This window comes from Rathayibacter sp. AY1C6 (assembly GCF_002931535.1).
Taxonomy (GTDB): domain Bacteria; phylum Actinomycetota; class Actinomycetes; order Actinomycetales; family Microbacteriaceae; genus Rathayibacter.
This window is the reverse complement of record NZ_PSWC01000005.1, coordinates 111,273-126,493: the sequence shown is the minus strand read 5'-3', so window position 1 is coordinate 126,493 and position 15,221 is coordinate 111,273. Positions and strand designations below refer to the sequence as shown.

The window sequence follows — 15,221 nt, the reverse complement described above, 5'->3', positions numbered from 1 at the left end:
CCGATTCTGCCCGTCACGCGGTGCGGGCGGGGGTGTCGGCGGCGCGTGGCAGCATGGGGCGGTGCCTCCCGAGTCGACCCCCTCCTCCTGGCGCGCCCGCATCGGCGAGCTCAGCGGATCCGCCGAGGCCGAGTCGCCGCCCGTCCTCACGCCGATCGGGCTGCAGTTCGAGCTGCGCCGGCTGGTGCGCCGGGCCGACGATCCGTGGCGGGCGCCGGCGAGCGAGCGCGTCACGGCGAAGACCTACGACGCCGACGAGCGCCGCGACCACCGTCTGGCCACCCGCCCCGTCGTCCGCGGGCGCGGGGGCGCCTGGAACCGCACCACCCTGACCTGGAAGTCGCTGAACTTCCAGACCCACCGGCTCTCGCTCGACCCCGCTCACCAGCGCTGGTTCGCCGAGTTCGCGGCTCTGCACCGCGCCACGCGCACCGTCCACCTGGGGCAGGATCCCGACTGGATCCACCTCGACGACTACGAGAGCCCGCTGCTCTGGCGGCTGCTCGAGCAGGCGCAGCCCGCCGGGATCCCGCTGCTCGGCCCGGAGAAGGGCGCGGTCCGCCTCGCCGGACCCGCCCATGTGGCGGTGACGGTCTCGGCCGAGGAGGGAGGCCTGCGGCTGCGGCCCGTCCTGCGGATCGACGGCGCGGAGCACTCACCCGAGTCGGCGCGTCCGGTCGCCCGGCACGGCGTGTACGCGGTCGAGGGCGGCGATCCGTCCTCGCTCCTGCTCGCGCCCGCGTCCCTGCCCTTCGACGACGAGGAGCTGCGGCTCCTCGACCACCCCGAGGAGACGGAGGTCCCGGCGGAGGACGTGCCCGAGTTCGTCGGCGAGCACCTCCCCGCCCTCCGCGGCCGCGTCGCGGTCCGCGAGGAGGGCGTCGACCTCGTCCTGGACGATCCGGAGCCCCCGCGCCTGGTCTGCACGGTCTCGTTCGAGCCGCGGCGCGCCGTCAGGGTGGGCTGGCACTGGCGCCGCTCGCCCGATCGCGCGGGCGAGCTCGACGGCACGGCCGACGCCGCTCTCGAGCGCGCGGTGCTCCGCCGGGTGCGCTCGGTGCTCGGCGAGGCCGGGTCCGCTCTCGTGCCGGAGCCGGGGACGAGCGCGGTCCTGCGCGGGGCCGAGGCGGCGGTGTTCGTGGTGGAGCAGCTCCCGCAGCTGGAGGGGATCGGCGGGGTCCGGATCGAGCGCGAGGGCGCGGCCCCGGACTACCGCCTGCTGACCGGACCGCTCACGCTCACCATCACCGCGGTCGACACCGAGAGCGCCGACTGGTTCGACCTCGGCGTCGTCGTGACCATCGGCGACGCGACCGTGCCGTTCCTGCCCCTCTTCCGCGCTCTGGCCGCGGGCGGCGACCGCATCCGCCTGGTCGACCACTCCTACCTCTCGCTCGCGCACCCCGGCCTCGACCGGCTCCGGGAACTGCTGACCCGGGCAGACGAGCTCGAGGAGTGGGAGACGGGACCGCGGCTCGGCCGGCACCAGGCCGGGCTGTGGAACGAGCTGGAGGAGCTCGCCGACGAGAGCGTCCCCTCCGACGCGTGGCGCGCCGTGCTCGACTCCGCGCTGGCCGCCGGGTCGCCGGAGGACGTGGAGCCGCCGGAGGGCCTGACCGCCCGGCTGCGTCCGTACCAGCGGGCGGGCTACGCCTGGCTCGTGCACCGCCTCCGTCACGGGCTCGGCGGGATCCTGGCCGACGACATGGGCCTCGGCAAGACCCTGCAGGCGCTGGCCATGATGCTCGACGCGGTCGAGGAGGCGGGCCGCGCCGGGATCCGCCGCGCGCCGTTCCTCGTGGTCGCCCCCACCTCGGTCGTGCCGGGCTGGCGCTCGGAGGCCGAGCGCTTCGCGCCCGCCCTGCGCGTCCACGTCGTCGCGAGCTCGCGGGAGGGCGCGCTCGACGCGATCCCGGCCGACGCGGACGTGGTCCTCACCAGCTACGCGGTCCTGCGCCTCGGCGGCGAGCGCTGGGCGTCGAGGACGTGGTCGGCGCTGATCCTCGACGAGGCCCAGTTCGTCAAGAACCCCGCCTCGCAGACGCACCGGGCCGCCCGCGAGGTCGGCGCGCCCGTCACGCTCGCGCTCACCGGCACACCGCTGGAGAACTCGCTCGACGAGCTCTGGGCGGTCCTCGCCCTGGTGGCGCCCGGGCTCCTGCCGCCGCTGCGCCGCTTCCGCGAGGAGTACACCCGGCCGATCCTGCACGCGGAGGCGCCCGTCGGCATCGCCTCGCCCGATCTGTCCGAGGGACGGACCGTCAGCCACACCGAGGGCGCGCGCCGCCGCCTCGAGAGACTGCGCCGACGACTGCGTCCGTTCCTGCTCCGCCGCACCAAGGAGGCGGTGGCGCCGGAGCTCCCCGAGAAGCAGGAGCAGACGATCGAGGTCGCGCTGACCCCCGCCCACCGGGTGCTCTACGACGGCTACCTCCAGCGCGAGCGGCGGAAGCTCCTGGGTCTGGTCGACGACCTCGACCGGCAGCGCTTCACGGTGTTCCGATCGCTCACCCTCCTGCGCCTGCTCGCGCTCGACGCGTCCCTGGTCGACCCGGCCTACCGGCACGTCCCGTCCGCGAAGCTCGACGTGCTCGTCGAGCAGCTCGACGACGTGATCGCGGAAGGCCGTCGGGCCCTCGTCTTCAGCACCTTCACCTCGTACCTGGAGCGGGCGGGGGAGCGGCTGCGTCGGCGCGGCATCCCGTTCGTGCAGCTCGACGGCTCCACGCGGGACCGCGCGGGAGTGATCGAGGAGTTCCGCTCCGGAGCCGCGCCCGTCTTCCTGATCAGCCTGAAGGCGGGCGGCACCGGGCTCACCCTCACCGAGGCCGACCACGTCTTCATCCTCGACCCGTGGTGGAACCCGGCGGCCGAGGCGCAGGCCGTCGACCGCGCGCACCGCATCGGCCAGGAGCGGCGGGTGAACGTGTACCGGCTGGTGGCGACGGACACGATCGAGGAGAAGATCGTGCGCCTCCAGGAGCGCAAGGGCCGCCTCAGCACGGCGGTGCTCGACGAGGGCGAGCTCTTCGCCCGGGCGCTGTCGGCCGACGACGTCCGCGAACTGCTGGCCGAGTGACGACGGCCCCACGAAGGGTGACAGAACGGCCAGCCGCGGCCCAGGATCCGAGCGCACACTGAGCGGATGAGACGCCGCCGCCCCCGCCCCCGCGCCGACTGGATCGTGGCCCTCGAGAAGGGCGACGACGCCGGGCTCTTCGGACCGGGCAGCGCGGTCTGGGCCGTCAACGGCGGCCTGCCCACGATGATCGCCGGAGTGCGGGCTCTGCTCATGCAGACCCTCCACGCCGGAGCGATGGCCGGTGTGCACGACCACTCCCGCTACCGCGAGGACCCGATGGGCCGCCTCGACAACACGGTCCGCTGGGTCCTGACCACCAGCTTCGGCGACACCGCCGCGGCGAGCGGAGCGGCGCGCTGGGTGACCGGCGTGCACGAGCGGATCGTCGGCTCCTACGAGGACGCCGGCGGGCGCGAGCGCTCCTACTCGGCGCAGGACCCCCGCCTGCTGCTCTGGGTGCACGACGCCTTCACCGACGCGTTCCTCGGCGCCCACGAGATCTGGGGCGGACGGATCCCCGGCGGCCCCGACGCCTACGTGCGCGAGTGGGCCGCCTCCGGCCGGCTGCTCGGAGTGGAGGATCCGCCCGAGAGCGTCGCGGAGCTCCGCGCGCAGCTCGCCGGATTCGCGGGCGAGCTCAAGCCCGACGCACGCGTGCACGAGGCGGTCGGCTTCCTCCGCGACATCCGGCTGCCGGGCGAGGCGGGCGTGGTCTACCCGCTGCTGTTCGCCGGCGCGGTCGCCTCGCTCAGCCCCGAGGTGCGGAGGCTCCTGGGCCTCCGGCGCCCGTGGTGGCCCGCGATCACGGCGAACCGTCTGCTGTTCGTGTTCCTGGGCCGGTATCTCGGCCGGGTGTCGCCGAGCGAGCAGGCCGCGATCGACCGCATCGCCGGCCTCGATCAGGTGCACACCGACGCCTGACGCTCTTCCCGTACACCTGTCCGGGAAGTGGTAGACTGACGTCGATGACTCCCGCCCGCCTCGCCTCCGTGCCCGCGGCGGAGTCCCCCTCGGCGCTCGGCTCCGCCGATCCGCGAGCCCGGCGCACCCGCCGCCGCGTGTTCGACGCCGTCGAGCGGCTCGTCATGCAGAGCGACGGCGAGAGGGCCGAGGGCATCGCCGTGAGCGACATCGTGCGCGAGGCCGGGATCAGCCGCAGCTCGTTCTACGCCCACTTCGACGACGCGGCGGGAGTCGCCTCCGCGCTGCTCCGCCAGGACCTCGTGGTCGCCGACGTCGCCGAGGGCGATCCCGCCGACCGCTCCGGGGCCGACGCCCTGCAGCGCGGCTACTCGCGGCTCGTCGAGCGGCTGGTCGACCGCCACGCCTTCCATGCCCGGCTCCGCGCGCGGGCCTCCGCCCGGGTCGCCTCCGACGACGCCGTGCTCGACACGGCGCTCGCCCTGCACCGCGAGGTGCTCGCCCGGGTCGACGTCCCCGCAGCGGTCGATCCCGAGCTCACCGCGGTCTTCGCGGCCGGCGGCGTCCTCTCCGTGGTCGGCGCCTGGCTCGCCGGCTCCCTCGACGGCACCGACGAGGAGCTGGTCGAGCACCTCGTCGCGCTGCTCCCGGCCTGGCTCGCCGCGGCGCCGCTGCGCCCCCTGGACTCCTCACTCCCACCACGCCCCACGACGAAAGGCACGACATGATGACATTCGAGGTCGGCGAGACCCTGGTCTACCCGCACCACGGAGCGGTGACGATCACCGGGCTCGAGAAGCGCTCGGTCAAGGGCGTCGAGAAGACGTTCATGACGATGAACGTGCACACCAGCGAGCTCACCATCACCCTCCCCGTCGAGAACGCCGAGCTCGTCGGCGTCCGCGAGATCATCGACGACGCCGGAGTCCAGGCGGTCTACGACGTCCTGCGCAGCGACGTCGCGGAGGAGGCCAGCAACTGGTCCCGCCGCTTCAAGGCCAACCAGGAGAAGATGGCCAGCGGCAGCGTGTACCGCGTCAGCGAGGTCGTCCGCGACCTGTGGCGCCGCGAGCAGGCGGGCGGCGTCTCGGCCGGCGAGAAGCGGATGCTCCTCAAGGCGCGTCAGATCCTCGTGTCGGAGCTCTCGCTCGCCCTGAAGGGCACCGACGAGGAGGCCTCGGCCAAGCTCGACGAGGTCCTCGCCTCGGCGATCTGACCCCGCGTCGCGGCGGGTCGGCTCACTCGGGCCGGCACGCCGCGATGATCCTCGCGGCGACCTCGTCCTGCGAGGCGGAGCCGTCGATCCGCACCAGGAGCTCGCGCTCGTCGTAGACCTCCGCCAGAGGAGCCGTCTCGCGCTCGTAGACCTCGATCCGGTTCCGCACCACCTCGGGGTCGTCGTCGGCGCGGTCCTGCTCCTGCGCCCGCACGTGCAGCCGTTCGAGGACCACGTCCGCGTCGGCCGTCAGCAGCACGACGCACGAGAGCGGCGTGCCCCGCTCCTCGAGGAGCTCCGCCAGCGCGTCCACCTGGGCGAGCGTGCGCGGGTAGCCGTCGAGGATGAACCCGTCCCGGGCGTCCTCCTCGGCGATGCTCTCGGCGACCAGGGCGTTCGTCAGCTCGTCCGGCACGTACTCGCCGGCCTCCACGAGCGCCCGCAGACGCCGTCCGAGGTCGGTGCCGTCGGCGACGTGCGCGCGGAACAGATCGCCGGTGGAGATCGCCGGCACCCCCAGCTCGCGCGACAGCACGGCCGCCTGGGTGCCCTTGCCCACGCCGGGCGGGCCCATCATGATGACGCGCATCGCTCGTCCTCCTCGGTGTCGTCAGGCGATGCTAGCGGTGCGGAGCGGGGTGGCCGGTGCACACCGCGCCCGTAGGCTGGCGGGACGAGCCGAGGAGGAGCGATGCCCGCAGCACCCGGGGCCGAGCAGGCCGCCGCCGATCTGGCCGCGCTCCTGCGCGAGGTCTCCGCCGAGCTCGACGCCCGCGGCATCGCCGACCAGGCCGTCGCCGAGCTGCGGACGCCGCGCGCGATCCTCGGCTTCCGCCGCAAGCCGGTGATGGCGCCGGTGACCCGCGCGTGGCGCCTCGGCGTGGTGCTCCTCGGACGCGAGGGCGAGCTCCTCGCGACGGGCTCGGTCACGCGTGCCGTCGCTCCGCTGCACGCCAACAACCAGTCCGAGTCGCAGGAGGCGCGCCGCGAGATCCGGCGCGCCGCCTTCGACGGTCCGTTCCAGGAGGGCGAGATCGTCAACTACGGCTGGCGGCGCCTCGCACTGGACGCCGCAGCGCTCGAGTCGGGCCAGGAGCCGCTGGCCCTGCGCGGCTCCGAGGTGCTCGTGCGCTGGGCGCCCGGTCTGGGCGAGCAGGGACTGATGCCGCTGCGCAGGTACCTGGCCGACCGCCTCGACCTCCTCGAGGCCGACTAGCGCCGGGTCACTCCTCCTCGGCCACCGGGTGGAACCACGGCGGGTAGACGGCGACGCGGGGAGAGGCGTCGATGCCCTCGAAGAGAGCCTTGACGCGGTTGCGGGCGGCGACCGACGCCACGCCGACCGTCGCGACGCCCTCCAGCGGGAAGCGCTCGGGCACGAGCGCCTCGGCGCTGCGCAGGGCCGGCTCGTCGACCAGGAGGCGCGCGAAGGTGCGCACGAGCGCGTCGCCCTCGGTGAAGCGCGTGAGGACGTGGGAGGCGTCGCCGTCGCTCAGCACCGGGGCGGAGGCGAGCGAGCCCACCAGGACGACGTACTGCGAGGCGGTGGTCTTGTGGGCGCTCGGCGACCAGTGCGGAGCGACCCGCTCGCCGCGCAGGTCGGCCCAGAGGGCGGCGTCGGGGGAGAGGAAGAAGGGCACGAAGCCAGCAACGCTCACGCCGTCCTTCACCTGCACGGCTCGGCGGTGCTCGCGGGTGGTCTCGGCGCTGACGTCGATCGCGGGGCGCTCCTGGAGCTGCTGGTCCGCCAGGATCGCGCCGGCGGCGACGATCGCCTCGAGGTTGTCGAGGTGGGTGACGTGGTAGATCCGCTGCGCGGCGATGTCGACCTTCGGCAGGGGCTTCTCGCGCGCCGTGCCGCGGGCGGCGGCGCGGGCGGTGGCCGCACGGGAGGTCCCGGGCACGCGCGCGGGGGCGCGGGTGGCACGGCCGACCTGCTCGGGGAGCTTCTTCGGGGTGCAGACGTCGCAGAGCGCGATGTCGAGGCCGTGGATGCATTCGGTGGGCACTCTGGATTCCTTCTGCGCGCGGGCTCGGGGTTCCGCCGCAGGGACGACGTTACGCGACCGGGGCCCCCGCGCGTCCCGGCGGCGGGGATCTGCGGAGCCGCGGCGTCCGCCCGGGCATCCTCTGGGAGGCGCCGGAGCATCGCTCCCCGCCGCGTAGCGTGAGCGGGATGAAGCGCGTGCCGCCCGCCGAGGGCCAGGAATCCGTCTGGGACTACCCGCGACCCCCGAGGGTCGAGACCACCACCGAGCACGTGGTCGTGCGGCTGGGCGGCGTCGTCGTCGCCGAGTCCCGCGACGCTCTCCGCGTCCTCGAGACGAGCCACCCTCCCGTCTACTACCTCCCCGTGTCCTCGTTCGCGCCCGGGGCGCTCGAGCCCGCGCCCGGCCGCAGCATCTGCGAGTTCAAGGGCGCGGCCTCCTACCTCACCGTGCGCGGGGGAGGAGGAGCGGTCGCGGAGGCGGCGGGCTGGACGTACCCCGAGCCGATGGCCGGCTTCGAGGCCCTCGTCGACACCGTCGCCCTCTACCCCGGCCGGATGGACTCCTGCACGGTCGACGGCGAGACGGTCCAGCCGCAGCCGGGCGACTTCTACGGCGGCTGGATCACCTCGCGTGTGGTCGGTCCGTTCAAGGGCTCGCCGGGCACGATGTTCTGGTGAATCAGACAGGGGAGGGCGGACCGAGCGGGTCCTGGACGAGGACCGCTCGTGCGGCGTCGATCCCCGAGGCCTCCAGCGTCCATTCCGGCCGCACCAAAGTCTCCGGCGTGACGCGGAACCGCAGCTCCTCGACCGGCGCACCGTCCGGACCGACGATCCGGTGCGTCCCGTTCGGCCGGTAGCCGAGGGCCTCCGAGACCCGGATCGAGGGGGTGTTCCAGGCGAGGGCGGCGCTCTCGGCGACCTCGGCTCCGAGGTGGTCGAAGGCGAGGAGGAGGACGGCGGCGCGCATCTCCCGCCCCAGGCCGCGGCCCTGCGCCGAGCGGGTGAGCCACGAGCCCGAGGTCAGGGTGCGGGTGGCGGCGAAGGACTCGGCGACCACGTCCTGGCAGCCGACGACCCGGCCGTCCTCGACCACGGCGAACGCGACGCGCCACGACTCCCGCGTCGTCTGCGCGCGCTGCGACCAGTGGAAGCGGGCGAGCTCGCCGGGCAGGCGCTCCGCCGGCGCCTCGGCCCAGGGGGAGGGGAACGGCGAGCGGCCGCTCTCGTGCACGCCCGCGAGGGCTGCCTCGGCGAGAGGGCCGAGGTCGGCGTCGCGGACCGGATGCAGCTCGAGCCGCGGCGTGCGCAGCTCCAGCGAGAACAGGGGCCAGGGGTCGGTGCTCATCCGACGACGCTAGCGAGCGGAGGCGCGCACCGCGCGACCAGGCGGGTACCGGTGGTGGGACTCGAACCCACAAGCCCTCTCGGACAGAGCATTTTGAGTGCCCCGCGTCTGCCATTCCGCCACACCGGCTCATCACCAGCCCGTCGAGAATACCGTAGGCTCATCGGCGTGACTGACCAGGAACCCTCGTCGACCGCACCCCGTCGGGTCGTCGTCGCCGAAGACGAATCCCTCATCCGCCTCGACATCGTGGAGATCCTCCGCGACAACGGCTTCGAGGTCGTCGGCGAGGCCGGCGACGGAGAGACCGCTGTGGCCCTCGCCACCGAGCTGCGCCCCGATCTCGTCATCATGGACGTCAAGATGCCCCAGCTCGACGGCATCTCGGCGGCCGAGCGCCTCTCGAAGGCGCACATCGCGCCCGTCGTCCTGCTCACCGCCTTCAGCCAGAAGGAGCTCGTCGAGCGCGCCAGCGAGGCCGGAGCGCTCGCCTACGTCGTGAAGCCCTTCACGCCCAACGACCTGCTGCCCGCGATCGAGATCGCCCTCTCGCGGTACGCCCAGATCCTCACCCTCGAGGCCGAGGTCGCCGACATGGTCGAGCGCTTCGAGACCCGCAAGCTCGTCGACCGCGCCAAGGGCCTGCTCAACGAGAAGATGGGGCTCACCGAGCCCGAGGCGTTCCGCTGGATCCAGAAGGCCTCCATGGACCGCCGGCTCACCATGCACGACGTCGCGCAGGCGATCATCGAGCAGCTGAGCACGAAGAAGGCGTAGCGCGAGGCCGGGCCCGAGGGCCCACGGCCTCAGGGCCAGAGGCGGGCGCGCTCCCACGGGGAGCCGCCCGCCTCCGTCGTTCCCGGGCGGTACTCGAGACGGGTGTGATCCTGCTCCGGCGCGGTCGAGCCCTGCCAGAACTCGATGCGCTCGGGCACGACGCGGTAGACGGCCCACTCCCGGTCGAGCGTCGCGGGCGAGCAGCCCACGGCGACGCTGGTCTGGAGCGTGACGAGGCCGAAGTCCTGCGCGCTGCGCATCGGCTCGCTCTGGCGTCCGACGAGCAGGGCGGTGCGAGCGGCCTCGGAGCGGCGGCGGAAGTCGTCGGCCGACTCCTGCGCGGAGGCGCGCTCGACCCGGCCCTCGACCCGGACCTGACGGCCCTGGACCGGCCAGAAGAAGGTCAGCGCGGCGTGCGGGTTCTCCTCCATGGCGCGTCCCTTGGGGCTGGTGGCATGGGTGGAGAACGCCCAGCCCGCCTCGTCGATCTCGCGCAGCACGAGCACGCGCGCCGAGACGGTGCCGTCGTCGGAGGCGGTGGAGAGCGTGGCGCCGTGGGGGAGGAGCTGGCCCGCGTCCTTCGCCTCCTCGAGCCACTGCGCGAACAGCTCGAGAGGATCGGCCGGAGCCGCCTCCGCATCGAACGAGGGCAGCTCGGAGGGCATGGACGGGAGGCTCTTGAGGAGATGGCGAAGGCTCATCCGCTCAGTGTCGCCCTTCGGGCACCACCGGGCACAGTCGCGCGCCGTCGCTTGACAGTGCCGCTCGCCGCGGTGCCGGGTGCCCGAGCGGCGCGGCCGACCGGTCGATCCCCTGTCGCTCGCAGGCACGGGCGGTCCCGACGGCGGTCGCGGTCCTGGGCGTGGTCGTCGCCCTCCGCTCCCGCGAGGGGGACCCGTCCGCTCCCGTCAGCGGGCGTCGCGGATGATGTTGGTGATCCGCACGGTGGAGAGGCGGCGCCCCTCCTGGTCGCGCACGACGATCTCGTGGGTGGTGAGGGTGGAGCCCAGGTGGATCGCGTCGCAGGTGGCGATCACGAAGCCCGAGTGGACCGACCGGCTGTGGCTCGCGTTCAGCTCGATGCCCATCGCCAGGCGGCCCGCGCCGGCGTGCACGTTCGCCGCGATCGAGCCCATCGACTCGGCGAGCACGACGTGCGCGCCGCCGTGCAGGATGCCGACCGGCTGCCGGTTGCCCTCGACGGGCATCGAGGCCACCGAGTGCTGCGGGGTGAGCTCGTGCCAGAGGATCCCCATCCGCTCGGCGAGCTCGCCCATGCCGCGGCCGATCCCGGCGACCAGGTCGAGCGCGGGCGGGCGGATCCAGGCGGTCGTGGTGGGGGTCGGCTCGGTCACGTCGCTCCTCGCGCTGGAGCCTCGGAGCGGCCCTGACCGGCGGGCGCGAGCGGGCCGATCCGGTGTCGGAGGCGCTGTGTAGTCTGGCCCTGTGTCAGATCCGGAACAGCCTACCCTCCTGCTCGTCGACGGCCATTCCCTGGCGTTCCGGGCGTTCTACGCGCTCCCGGTCGACAGCTTCCAGACCCGCGAGGGCCAGCACACGAACGCCATCCACGGCTTCCTCTCGATGCTGATCCTGCTGCTGAAGAACGAGAAGCCGACCCACCTCGGCGTCGCGTTCGACATCTCCCGCTACTCGTTCCGCACCCGCGAGTACCCGGAGTACAAGGGCACCCGCGGCGAGACGCCGCCCGAGTTCAAGGGCCAGGTCCCCCTCCTCGAGGAGGCGCTGCACGCCATGAACATCCGGACCGTCTCGAAGGAGGACTTCGAGGCCGACGACATCCTCGCGACGCTCGCGCGCCAGGGGGCCGAGGCCGGCTTCCGCGTGCTGGTCGTCTCGGGCGATCGCGACACCATCCAGCTGGTGACCCCGGACGTCACCCTGCTCTACCCCTCCACCCAGGGCGTCTCGCAGCTCACCCGCTACGACCGCGACAAGGTCTTCGAGAAGTACGGCGTCGAGCCGCACCAGTACCCCGAGATCGCCGCGCTCGTCGGCGAGACCAGCGACAACCTGCCCGGCGTCGACAAGGTCGGCCCCAAGACGGCCGCGAAGTGGGTCAACCAGTACGGCACGGTCGCCGACATCATCGCCCACGCCGACGAGATCAAGGGCGTGGTCGGCGAGAAGCTGCGCGAGCAGAAGGAGAACGCGCTCCGCAACCGCCGCCTCAACCGGCTGGTGACGGACGTCGAGCTCCCCCTCGGGCCGCACGATCTGACGCGCCGTCCGATCGATCCCGACGCGGTCCGCGAGATCTTCAGCCGCCTCGAGTTCAAGACCCTGCAGGAGCGGGTCCTCACGATCGCCGCGGAGGAGGGCGTCGACGGCGCTGCCGCGGCCCTGGCGGGCGACGTGGTCACGACCTCCGCACCCGCCGTCCGCACCCTGGTCGACGAGGAGCTCGCGCACTGGCTCGACCGCGTGTCGGCGAAGGGCACCGCGCCCGTCGCCGTGCAGGTCCTGCTCGGAGCCGGCGGGCTCGAGGGCGTCGGCCTCGCGGTCGAGAAGGAGACGGCGTTCGTCCCGTGGGCCGCCGAGCGGCCCGACTACACCGCGCTCGAGCAGTGGCTGGCCGGGCCCGCCCCCAAGTACTTCGCCGACGCGAAGCCCCAGATCAAGGCGCTGCAGAGGGCCGGACTCCCCGTCGCGGGGCTCGCGTTCGACACCCGCGTCGCCTCCTGGCTGGTGCAGCCCACCGGGCATCCGGCCACGCTCGCGGCGCAGGTCGCGCAGCACCTCGACGAGACCATGGCGCAGGGCGACCCGAACCAGCTGGTCCCCACCGTCGAGCCGATGGGGCCCGCCACCGAGGCCTGGTACGCGTACCGGCTCGTCGCTCCGCTGCGCGAGCGGCTGGGCGAGGGGATGCTCTCGGTGCTCGTCGACATCGAGCTGCCGATCGTCCAGGTCCTCGCGACGATGGAGCTCACCGGCGTCGCGATCGACGCCGACGTGCTGGCGCGCCTCCGCGCCGAGCTGACCGTCTCGGCCGCCGACCTCGCGAGCCGCGCGTTCGCCGAGATCGGCCACGAGATGAACCTCGGCTCGCCCAAGCAGCTGCAGCAGGTCCTCTTCGAGGAGCTCGACATGCCGCGCACCCGGGCCACGAAGACGGGCTACACCACCGACGCCTCCGCCCTCGCAGACCTGCAGGAGTCGCACCCGCACCCGTTCCTCGGGCTGCTCCTCGAGCACCGCGACGCGACCAAGCTCAAGCAGATCATCGAGACGCTCGAGAAGTCGGTCACCGCCGACGGCCGGATCCACACCAGCTACGACCAGACCGGCACGGCCACCGGCCGCATCTCCTCCAACGACCCGAACCTGCAGAACATCCCCGTCCGCAGCGAGGTGGGCCGCCGCATCCGCACCGCCTTCGTCCACGGAGCGGAGGCGAGCACCCTCCTCACCGCCGACTACTCGCAGATCGAGATGCGGATCATGGCGCACCTCTCCGGCGACGCCGGGCTGATCGAGGCCTTCCACTCCGGCGAGGACCTGCACCGCTTCGTCGGATCGCGGATCTTCGGCGTCGATCCGGGCGACGTCACCTCGGCCATGCGCAACAAGGTCAAGGCGATGTCGTACGGCCTCGCCTACGGCCTGAGCGCCTTCGGCCTGTCGAAGCAGCTGCGCATCTCGAGCGCCGAGGCGAAGCAGCTGATGACCGACTACTTCGTCCGCTTCGGCGCGGTGCGCGACTACCTCCGCAGCGTCGTCGAGCAGGCTCGCGAGACCGGCTACACCGAGACGATCTTCGGACGCCGGCGTCCGTTCCCCGACCTGCAGAGCGCGAACCGCGTCCTCCGCGACAACGCCGAGAGGGCGGCACTCAACTCGCCGATCCAGGGCTCGGCCGCCGACATCATGAAGCGCGCGATGATCGGCGTGCAGGCCGACCTCGACGAGCAGGGGCTCGGCTCGCGGATGCTCCTCCAGGTGCACGACGAGCTGATCTTCGACGTCGCCCCCGGCGAGGAGGAGCCGCTCGAGGCGGTCGTACGCGGCCGGATGGCGGGTGCCGCCGACCTGAGCGTCCCGCTCGAGGTGCAGGTGGGCCACGGGTCCGACTGGGACGTCGCCGCGCACTGAGCCGGCCGCAGCGCCTGGCTAGGCTCGGAGGCATGAGCACCGACACCCCCCGCGAGCCCACCGCCGTCGACGCCGTCGCCGAGCGCTGGGTCGACACGCTCGTCGACCTCGACCCCACCCTCGGCACCGCGATCGGACGCAGCGGCGCGAACGGCCGTCTGGGCGACTACTCGCCGGCCGGTCTCGAGCAGGCCCGGGCGGCGACCGCCTCGGCCCTCGCCGAGCTCGAGGCCGCCGACCCCGTGGACGACGTCGACCGCGTCACGGCCGCCGACCTCGGCGCCGAGCTCCGGCTCTCCCTGGAGGGGCACGACGCCGGTCTGCCGCTGCGGGACCTCAACGTGATCGCGTCCCCGGCGCAGGAGCTGCGCGACGTCTTCGACCTGATGCCGACGGACGAGGTCGCCGACTGGGAGGCGGTCGCCGAGCGGCTGCTGGCCGTGCCGGCCGCCCTCGAGGGCTACGCGGAGACCCTGCGCGAGGGGATCCGCACCGGCGTGGTCCCCGCCCGCCGCCAGGTCGAGCTCGTCGCCGAGCAGGCGCGGAAGATCGCCGCTCCCCGCGGGTTCTTCGCCGAGCTGGCCGCGGAGGCCGCTCCCGCCGCCGGATCCCTGCCCGCGTCGCTCGCTCAGCGACTGGAGGACGGCGCCCGCCGCGCCTCGGCCGCCTACGGGTCGCTCGCGCAGTTCCTCCGGGGCGAGCTCGCCCCCGCCGCGACCGAGCAGGACGCCGTCGGCCGGGAGCTGTACGCGCTGCACTCCCGCCGCTTCCTCGGCGCTGTCGTCGACCTCGACGAGACCTACGAGTGGGGGATCGAGGAGCTGGCCCGCATGACGTCCGAGCAGGAGGCGATCGCGCGCGAGATCCTGCCCGGCGCCTCCGTCGCCGAGGCGATCGCCCACCTCGAGGCGGACCCGGCCCGCACTCTGCACGGCGTCGACGCTCTGCAGGCCTGGATGCAGGAGACGAGCGACCGCTCCGTCCGCGAGCTCGCCGGCACCGCCTTCGACATCCCGGAGGAGGTGCGCCGCCTCGAGTGCAGGATCGCGCCGACCCAGGAGGGCGGCATCTACTACACCGGTCCGAGCGACGACTTCTCGCGCCCGGGGCGGATGTGGTGGTCGGTCCCGGCCGGAGTCACCGAGTTCGCCACCTGGCGGGAGCTGACCACGGTCTACCACGAGGGCGTCCCGGGCCATCACCTGCAGATCGGCCAGGCCGTCCATAACCGCGCCCGCCTCAACACCTGGCGCCGTCAGCTCGCCGGGACCTCCGGCCACGCCGAGGGCTGGGCGCTCTACGCGGAGCGGTTGATGGAGCGCTTCGGCTACCTCGACGACCCGGCCGACCGCCTGGGCATGCTCGACGGCCAGCGGATGCGCGCGGCGCGCGTCGTGCTGGACATCGGCGTGCACCTCCAGAAGCCGATGCCGGGCTCCGGCACCGTCTGGACCGCCGAGTCGGCCCTCGACTTCATGCGGGCCAACGTGAACATGGACGACGCGTTCGTGCGCTTCGAGGTGAACCGGTACCTCGGCTGGCCGGGGCAGGCTCCGTCCTACAAGATCGGGCAGCGGATCTGGGAGCAGCTGCGCGACGAGGCGGAGGCGCGCGAGGGCGCCGCGTTCTCGCTCGCGGCCTTCCACCGGAGGGCGCTCGACCTCGGCGGCGTCGGTCTCGACACCCTCCGCTCCTCCCTCGCCGGCTGACTCCGGAACCCGCGCCTGGACGGGCGCGGCGAGATTGCCGTGCGCCTCCCGGGGCGTCTAAG

Annotated in this window: 14 protein-coding genes and 1 tRNA gene; 9 read left to right on the top strand and 6 right to left on the bottom strand. The window is 73.5% G+C overall.

The annotated features are described in order from the left end of the window. Positions 1–61 precede the first annotated feature (61 nt). The 4 genes from C5D36_RS05210 to C5D36_RS05195 all read left to right on the top strand — a co-directional run bounded on the left by C5D36_RS05210 (position 62) and on the right by C5D36_RS05195 (position 5,219). On the top strand, positions 62–3,079 hold the full coding sequence (locus C5D36_RS05210; protein WP_258062869.1) for a DEAD/DEAH box helicase: 3,018 nt from the start codon (positions 62–64) through the stop codon (positions 3,077–3,079). A 66-nt stretch (positions 3,080–3,145) separates the two neighbouring features. Then, entirely contained in the window at positions 3,146–4,003 is an 858-nt protein-coding gene (locus C5D36_RS05205; protein WP_104257832.1) for an oxygenase MpaB family protein, read from the top strand. 44 nt (positions 4,004–4,047) lie between these two features. Further along, complete coding sequence (locus C5D36_RS05200; protein WP_104221877.1) at positions 4,048–4,731, top strand: TetR/AcrR family transcriptional regulator; 684 nt, start codon at positions 4,048–4,050, stop codon at positions 4,729–4,731. Continuing rightward, the gene (locus tag C5D36_RS05195; RefSeq protein WP_068257183.1) at positions 4,731–5,219 is read left to right on the top strand and encodes a CarD family transcriptional regulator; all 489 of its coding nucleotides are present in this window, start codon (positions 4,731–4,733) and stop codon (positions 5,217–5,219) included. The genes C5D36_RS05200 and C5D36_RS05195 overlap by 1 nt, the downstream gene beginning before the upstream one ends. A gap of 22 nt (positions 5,220–5,241) precedes the next feature. Here the strand turns inward: C5D36_RS05195 and C5D36_RS05190 are convergent, their stop codons facing one another. After that, a complete protein-coding gene (locus C5D36_RS05190; protein WP_104295335.1) occupies positions 5,242–5,808 on the bottom strand; it encodes an adenylate kinase in 567 nt (188 codons plus the stop codon). Between the two features lie 102 nt (positions 5,809–5,910). On the opposite strand from C5D36_RS05190, the gene C5D36_RS05185 reads away from it, so the two are divergent. Continuing rightward, entirely contained in the window at positions 5,911–6,435 is a 525-nt protein-coding gene (locus tag C5D36_RS05185; protein ID WP_104232649.1) for a hypothetical protein, read from the top strand. Positions 6,436–6,442: 7 nt separating this feature from the next. On the opposite strand, the gene C5D36_RS05180 is transcribed toward C5D36_RS05185, so the two are convergent. Then, positions 6,443–7,228, bottom strand: a complete 786-nt coding sequence (locus C5D36_RS05180) for a DarT ssDNA thymidine ADP-ribosyltransferase family protein (protein ID WP_181072776.1) — start codon at positions 7,226–7,228, stop codon at positions 6,443–6,445. Between the two features lie 167 nt (positions 7,229–7,395). Between C5D36_RS05180 and C5D36_RS05175 the strand changes: the two genes are divergently transcribed. Further along, positions 7,396–7,887: a DUF427 domain-containing protein gene (locus C5D36_RS05175; RefSeq protein ID WP_104225302.1), complete on the top strand. Its 492-nt coding sequence runs from the start codon at positions 7,396–7,398 to the stop codon at positions 7,885–7,887. Between the two features lies 1 nt (position 7,888). Here C5D36_RS05175 and C5D36_RS05170 read toward each other — a convergent pair whose 3' ends face one another. Next, positions 7,889–8,557 carry a GNAT family N-acetyltransferase gene (locus C5D36_RS05170; protein WP_104295333.1) on the bottom strand — a complete coding sequence of 223 codons (669 nt, stop codon included), beginning with the start codon at positions 8,555–8,557 and terminating at the stop codon, positions 7,889–7,891. Positions 8,558–8,603: 46 nt separating this feature from the next. Next, positions 8,604–8,686: transfer RNA gene (locus tag C5D36_RS05165), tRNA-Leu, on the bottom strand. A gap of 39 nt (positions 8,687–8,725) precedes the next feature. Between C5D36_RS05165 and C5D36_RS05160 the strand changes: the two genes are divergently transcribed. After that, positions 8,726–9,334, top strand: coding sequence for an ANTAR domain-containing response regulator (locus C5D36_RS05160; RefSeq protein WP_104221889.1), 609 nt, complete (start codon positions 8,726–8,728; stop codon positions 9,332–9,334). Between the two features lie 29 nt (positions 9,335–9,363). On the opposite strand, the gene C5D36_RS05155 is transcribed toward C5D36_RS05160, so the two are convergent. Both C5D36_RS05155 and C5D36_RS05150 read right to left on the bottom strand, forming a co-directional pair. Beyond that, a complete protein-coding gene (locus tag C5D36_RS05155; protein WP_104295332.1) occupies positions 9,364–10,035 on the bottom strand; it encodes a pyridoxal 5'-phosphate synthase in 672 nt (223 codons plus the stop codon). A gap of 207 nt (positions 10,036–10,242) precedes the next feature. Continuing rightward, positions 10,243–10,689 carry a PaaI family thioesterase gene (locus C5D36_RS05150; RefSeq protein WP_374953047.1) on the bottom strand — a complete coding sequence of 149 codons (447 nt, stop codon included), beginning with the start codon at positions 10,687–10,689 and terminating at the stop codon, positions 10,243–10,245. Positions 10,690–10,780: 91 nt separating this feature from the next. On the opposite strand from C5D36_RS05150, the gene polA reads away from it, so the two are divergent. Beyond that, the gene (gene polA, locus C5D36_RS05145) at positions 10,781–13,450 is read left to right on the top strand and encodes a DNA polymerase I (protein WP_104295331.1); all 2,670 of its coding nucleotides are present in this window, start codon (positions 10,781–10,783) and stop codon (positions 13,448–13,450) included. 32 nt (positions 13,451–13,482) lie between these two features. Beyond that, positions 13,483–15,159 carry a DUF885 domain-containing protein gene (locus tag C5D36_RS05140; RefSeq protein WP_104232643.1) on the top strand — a complete coding sequence of 559 codons (1,677 nt, stop codon included), beginning with the start codon at positions 13,483–13,485 and terminating at the stop codon, positions 15,157–15,159. The last annotated feature ends 62 nt before the right edge of the window (positions 15,160–15,221 follow it).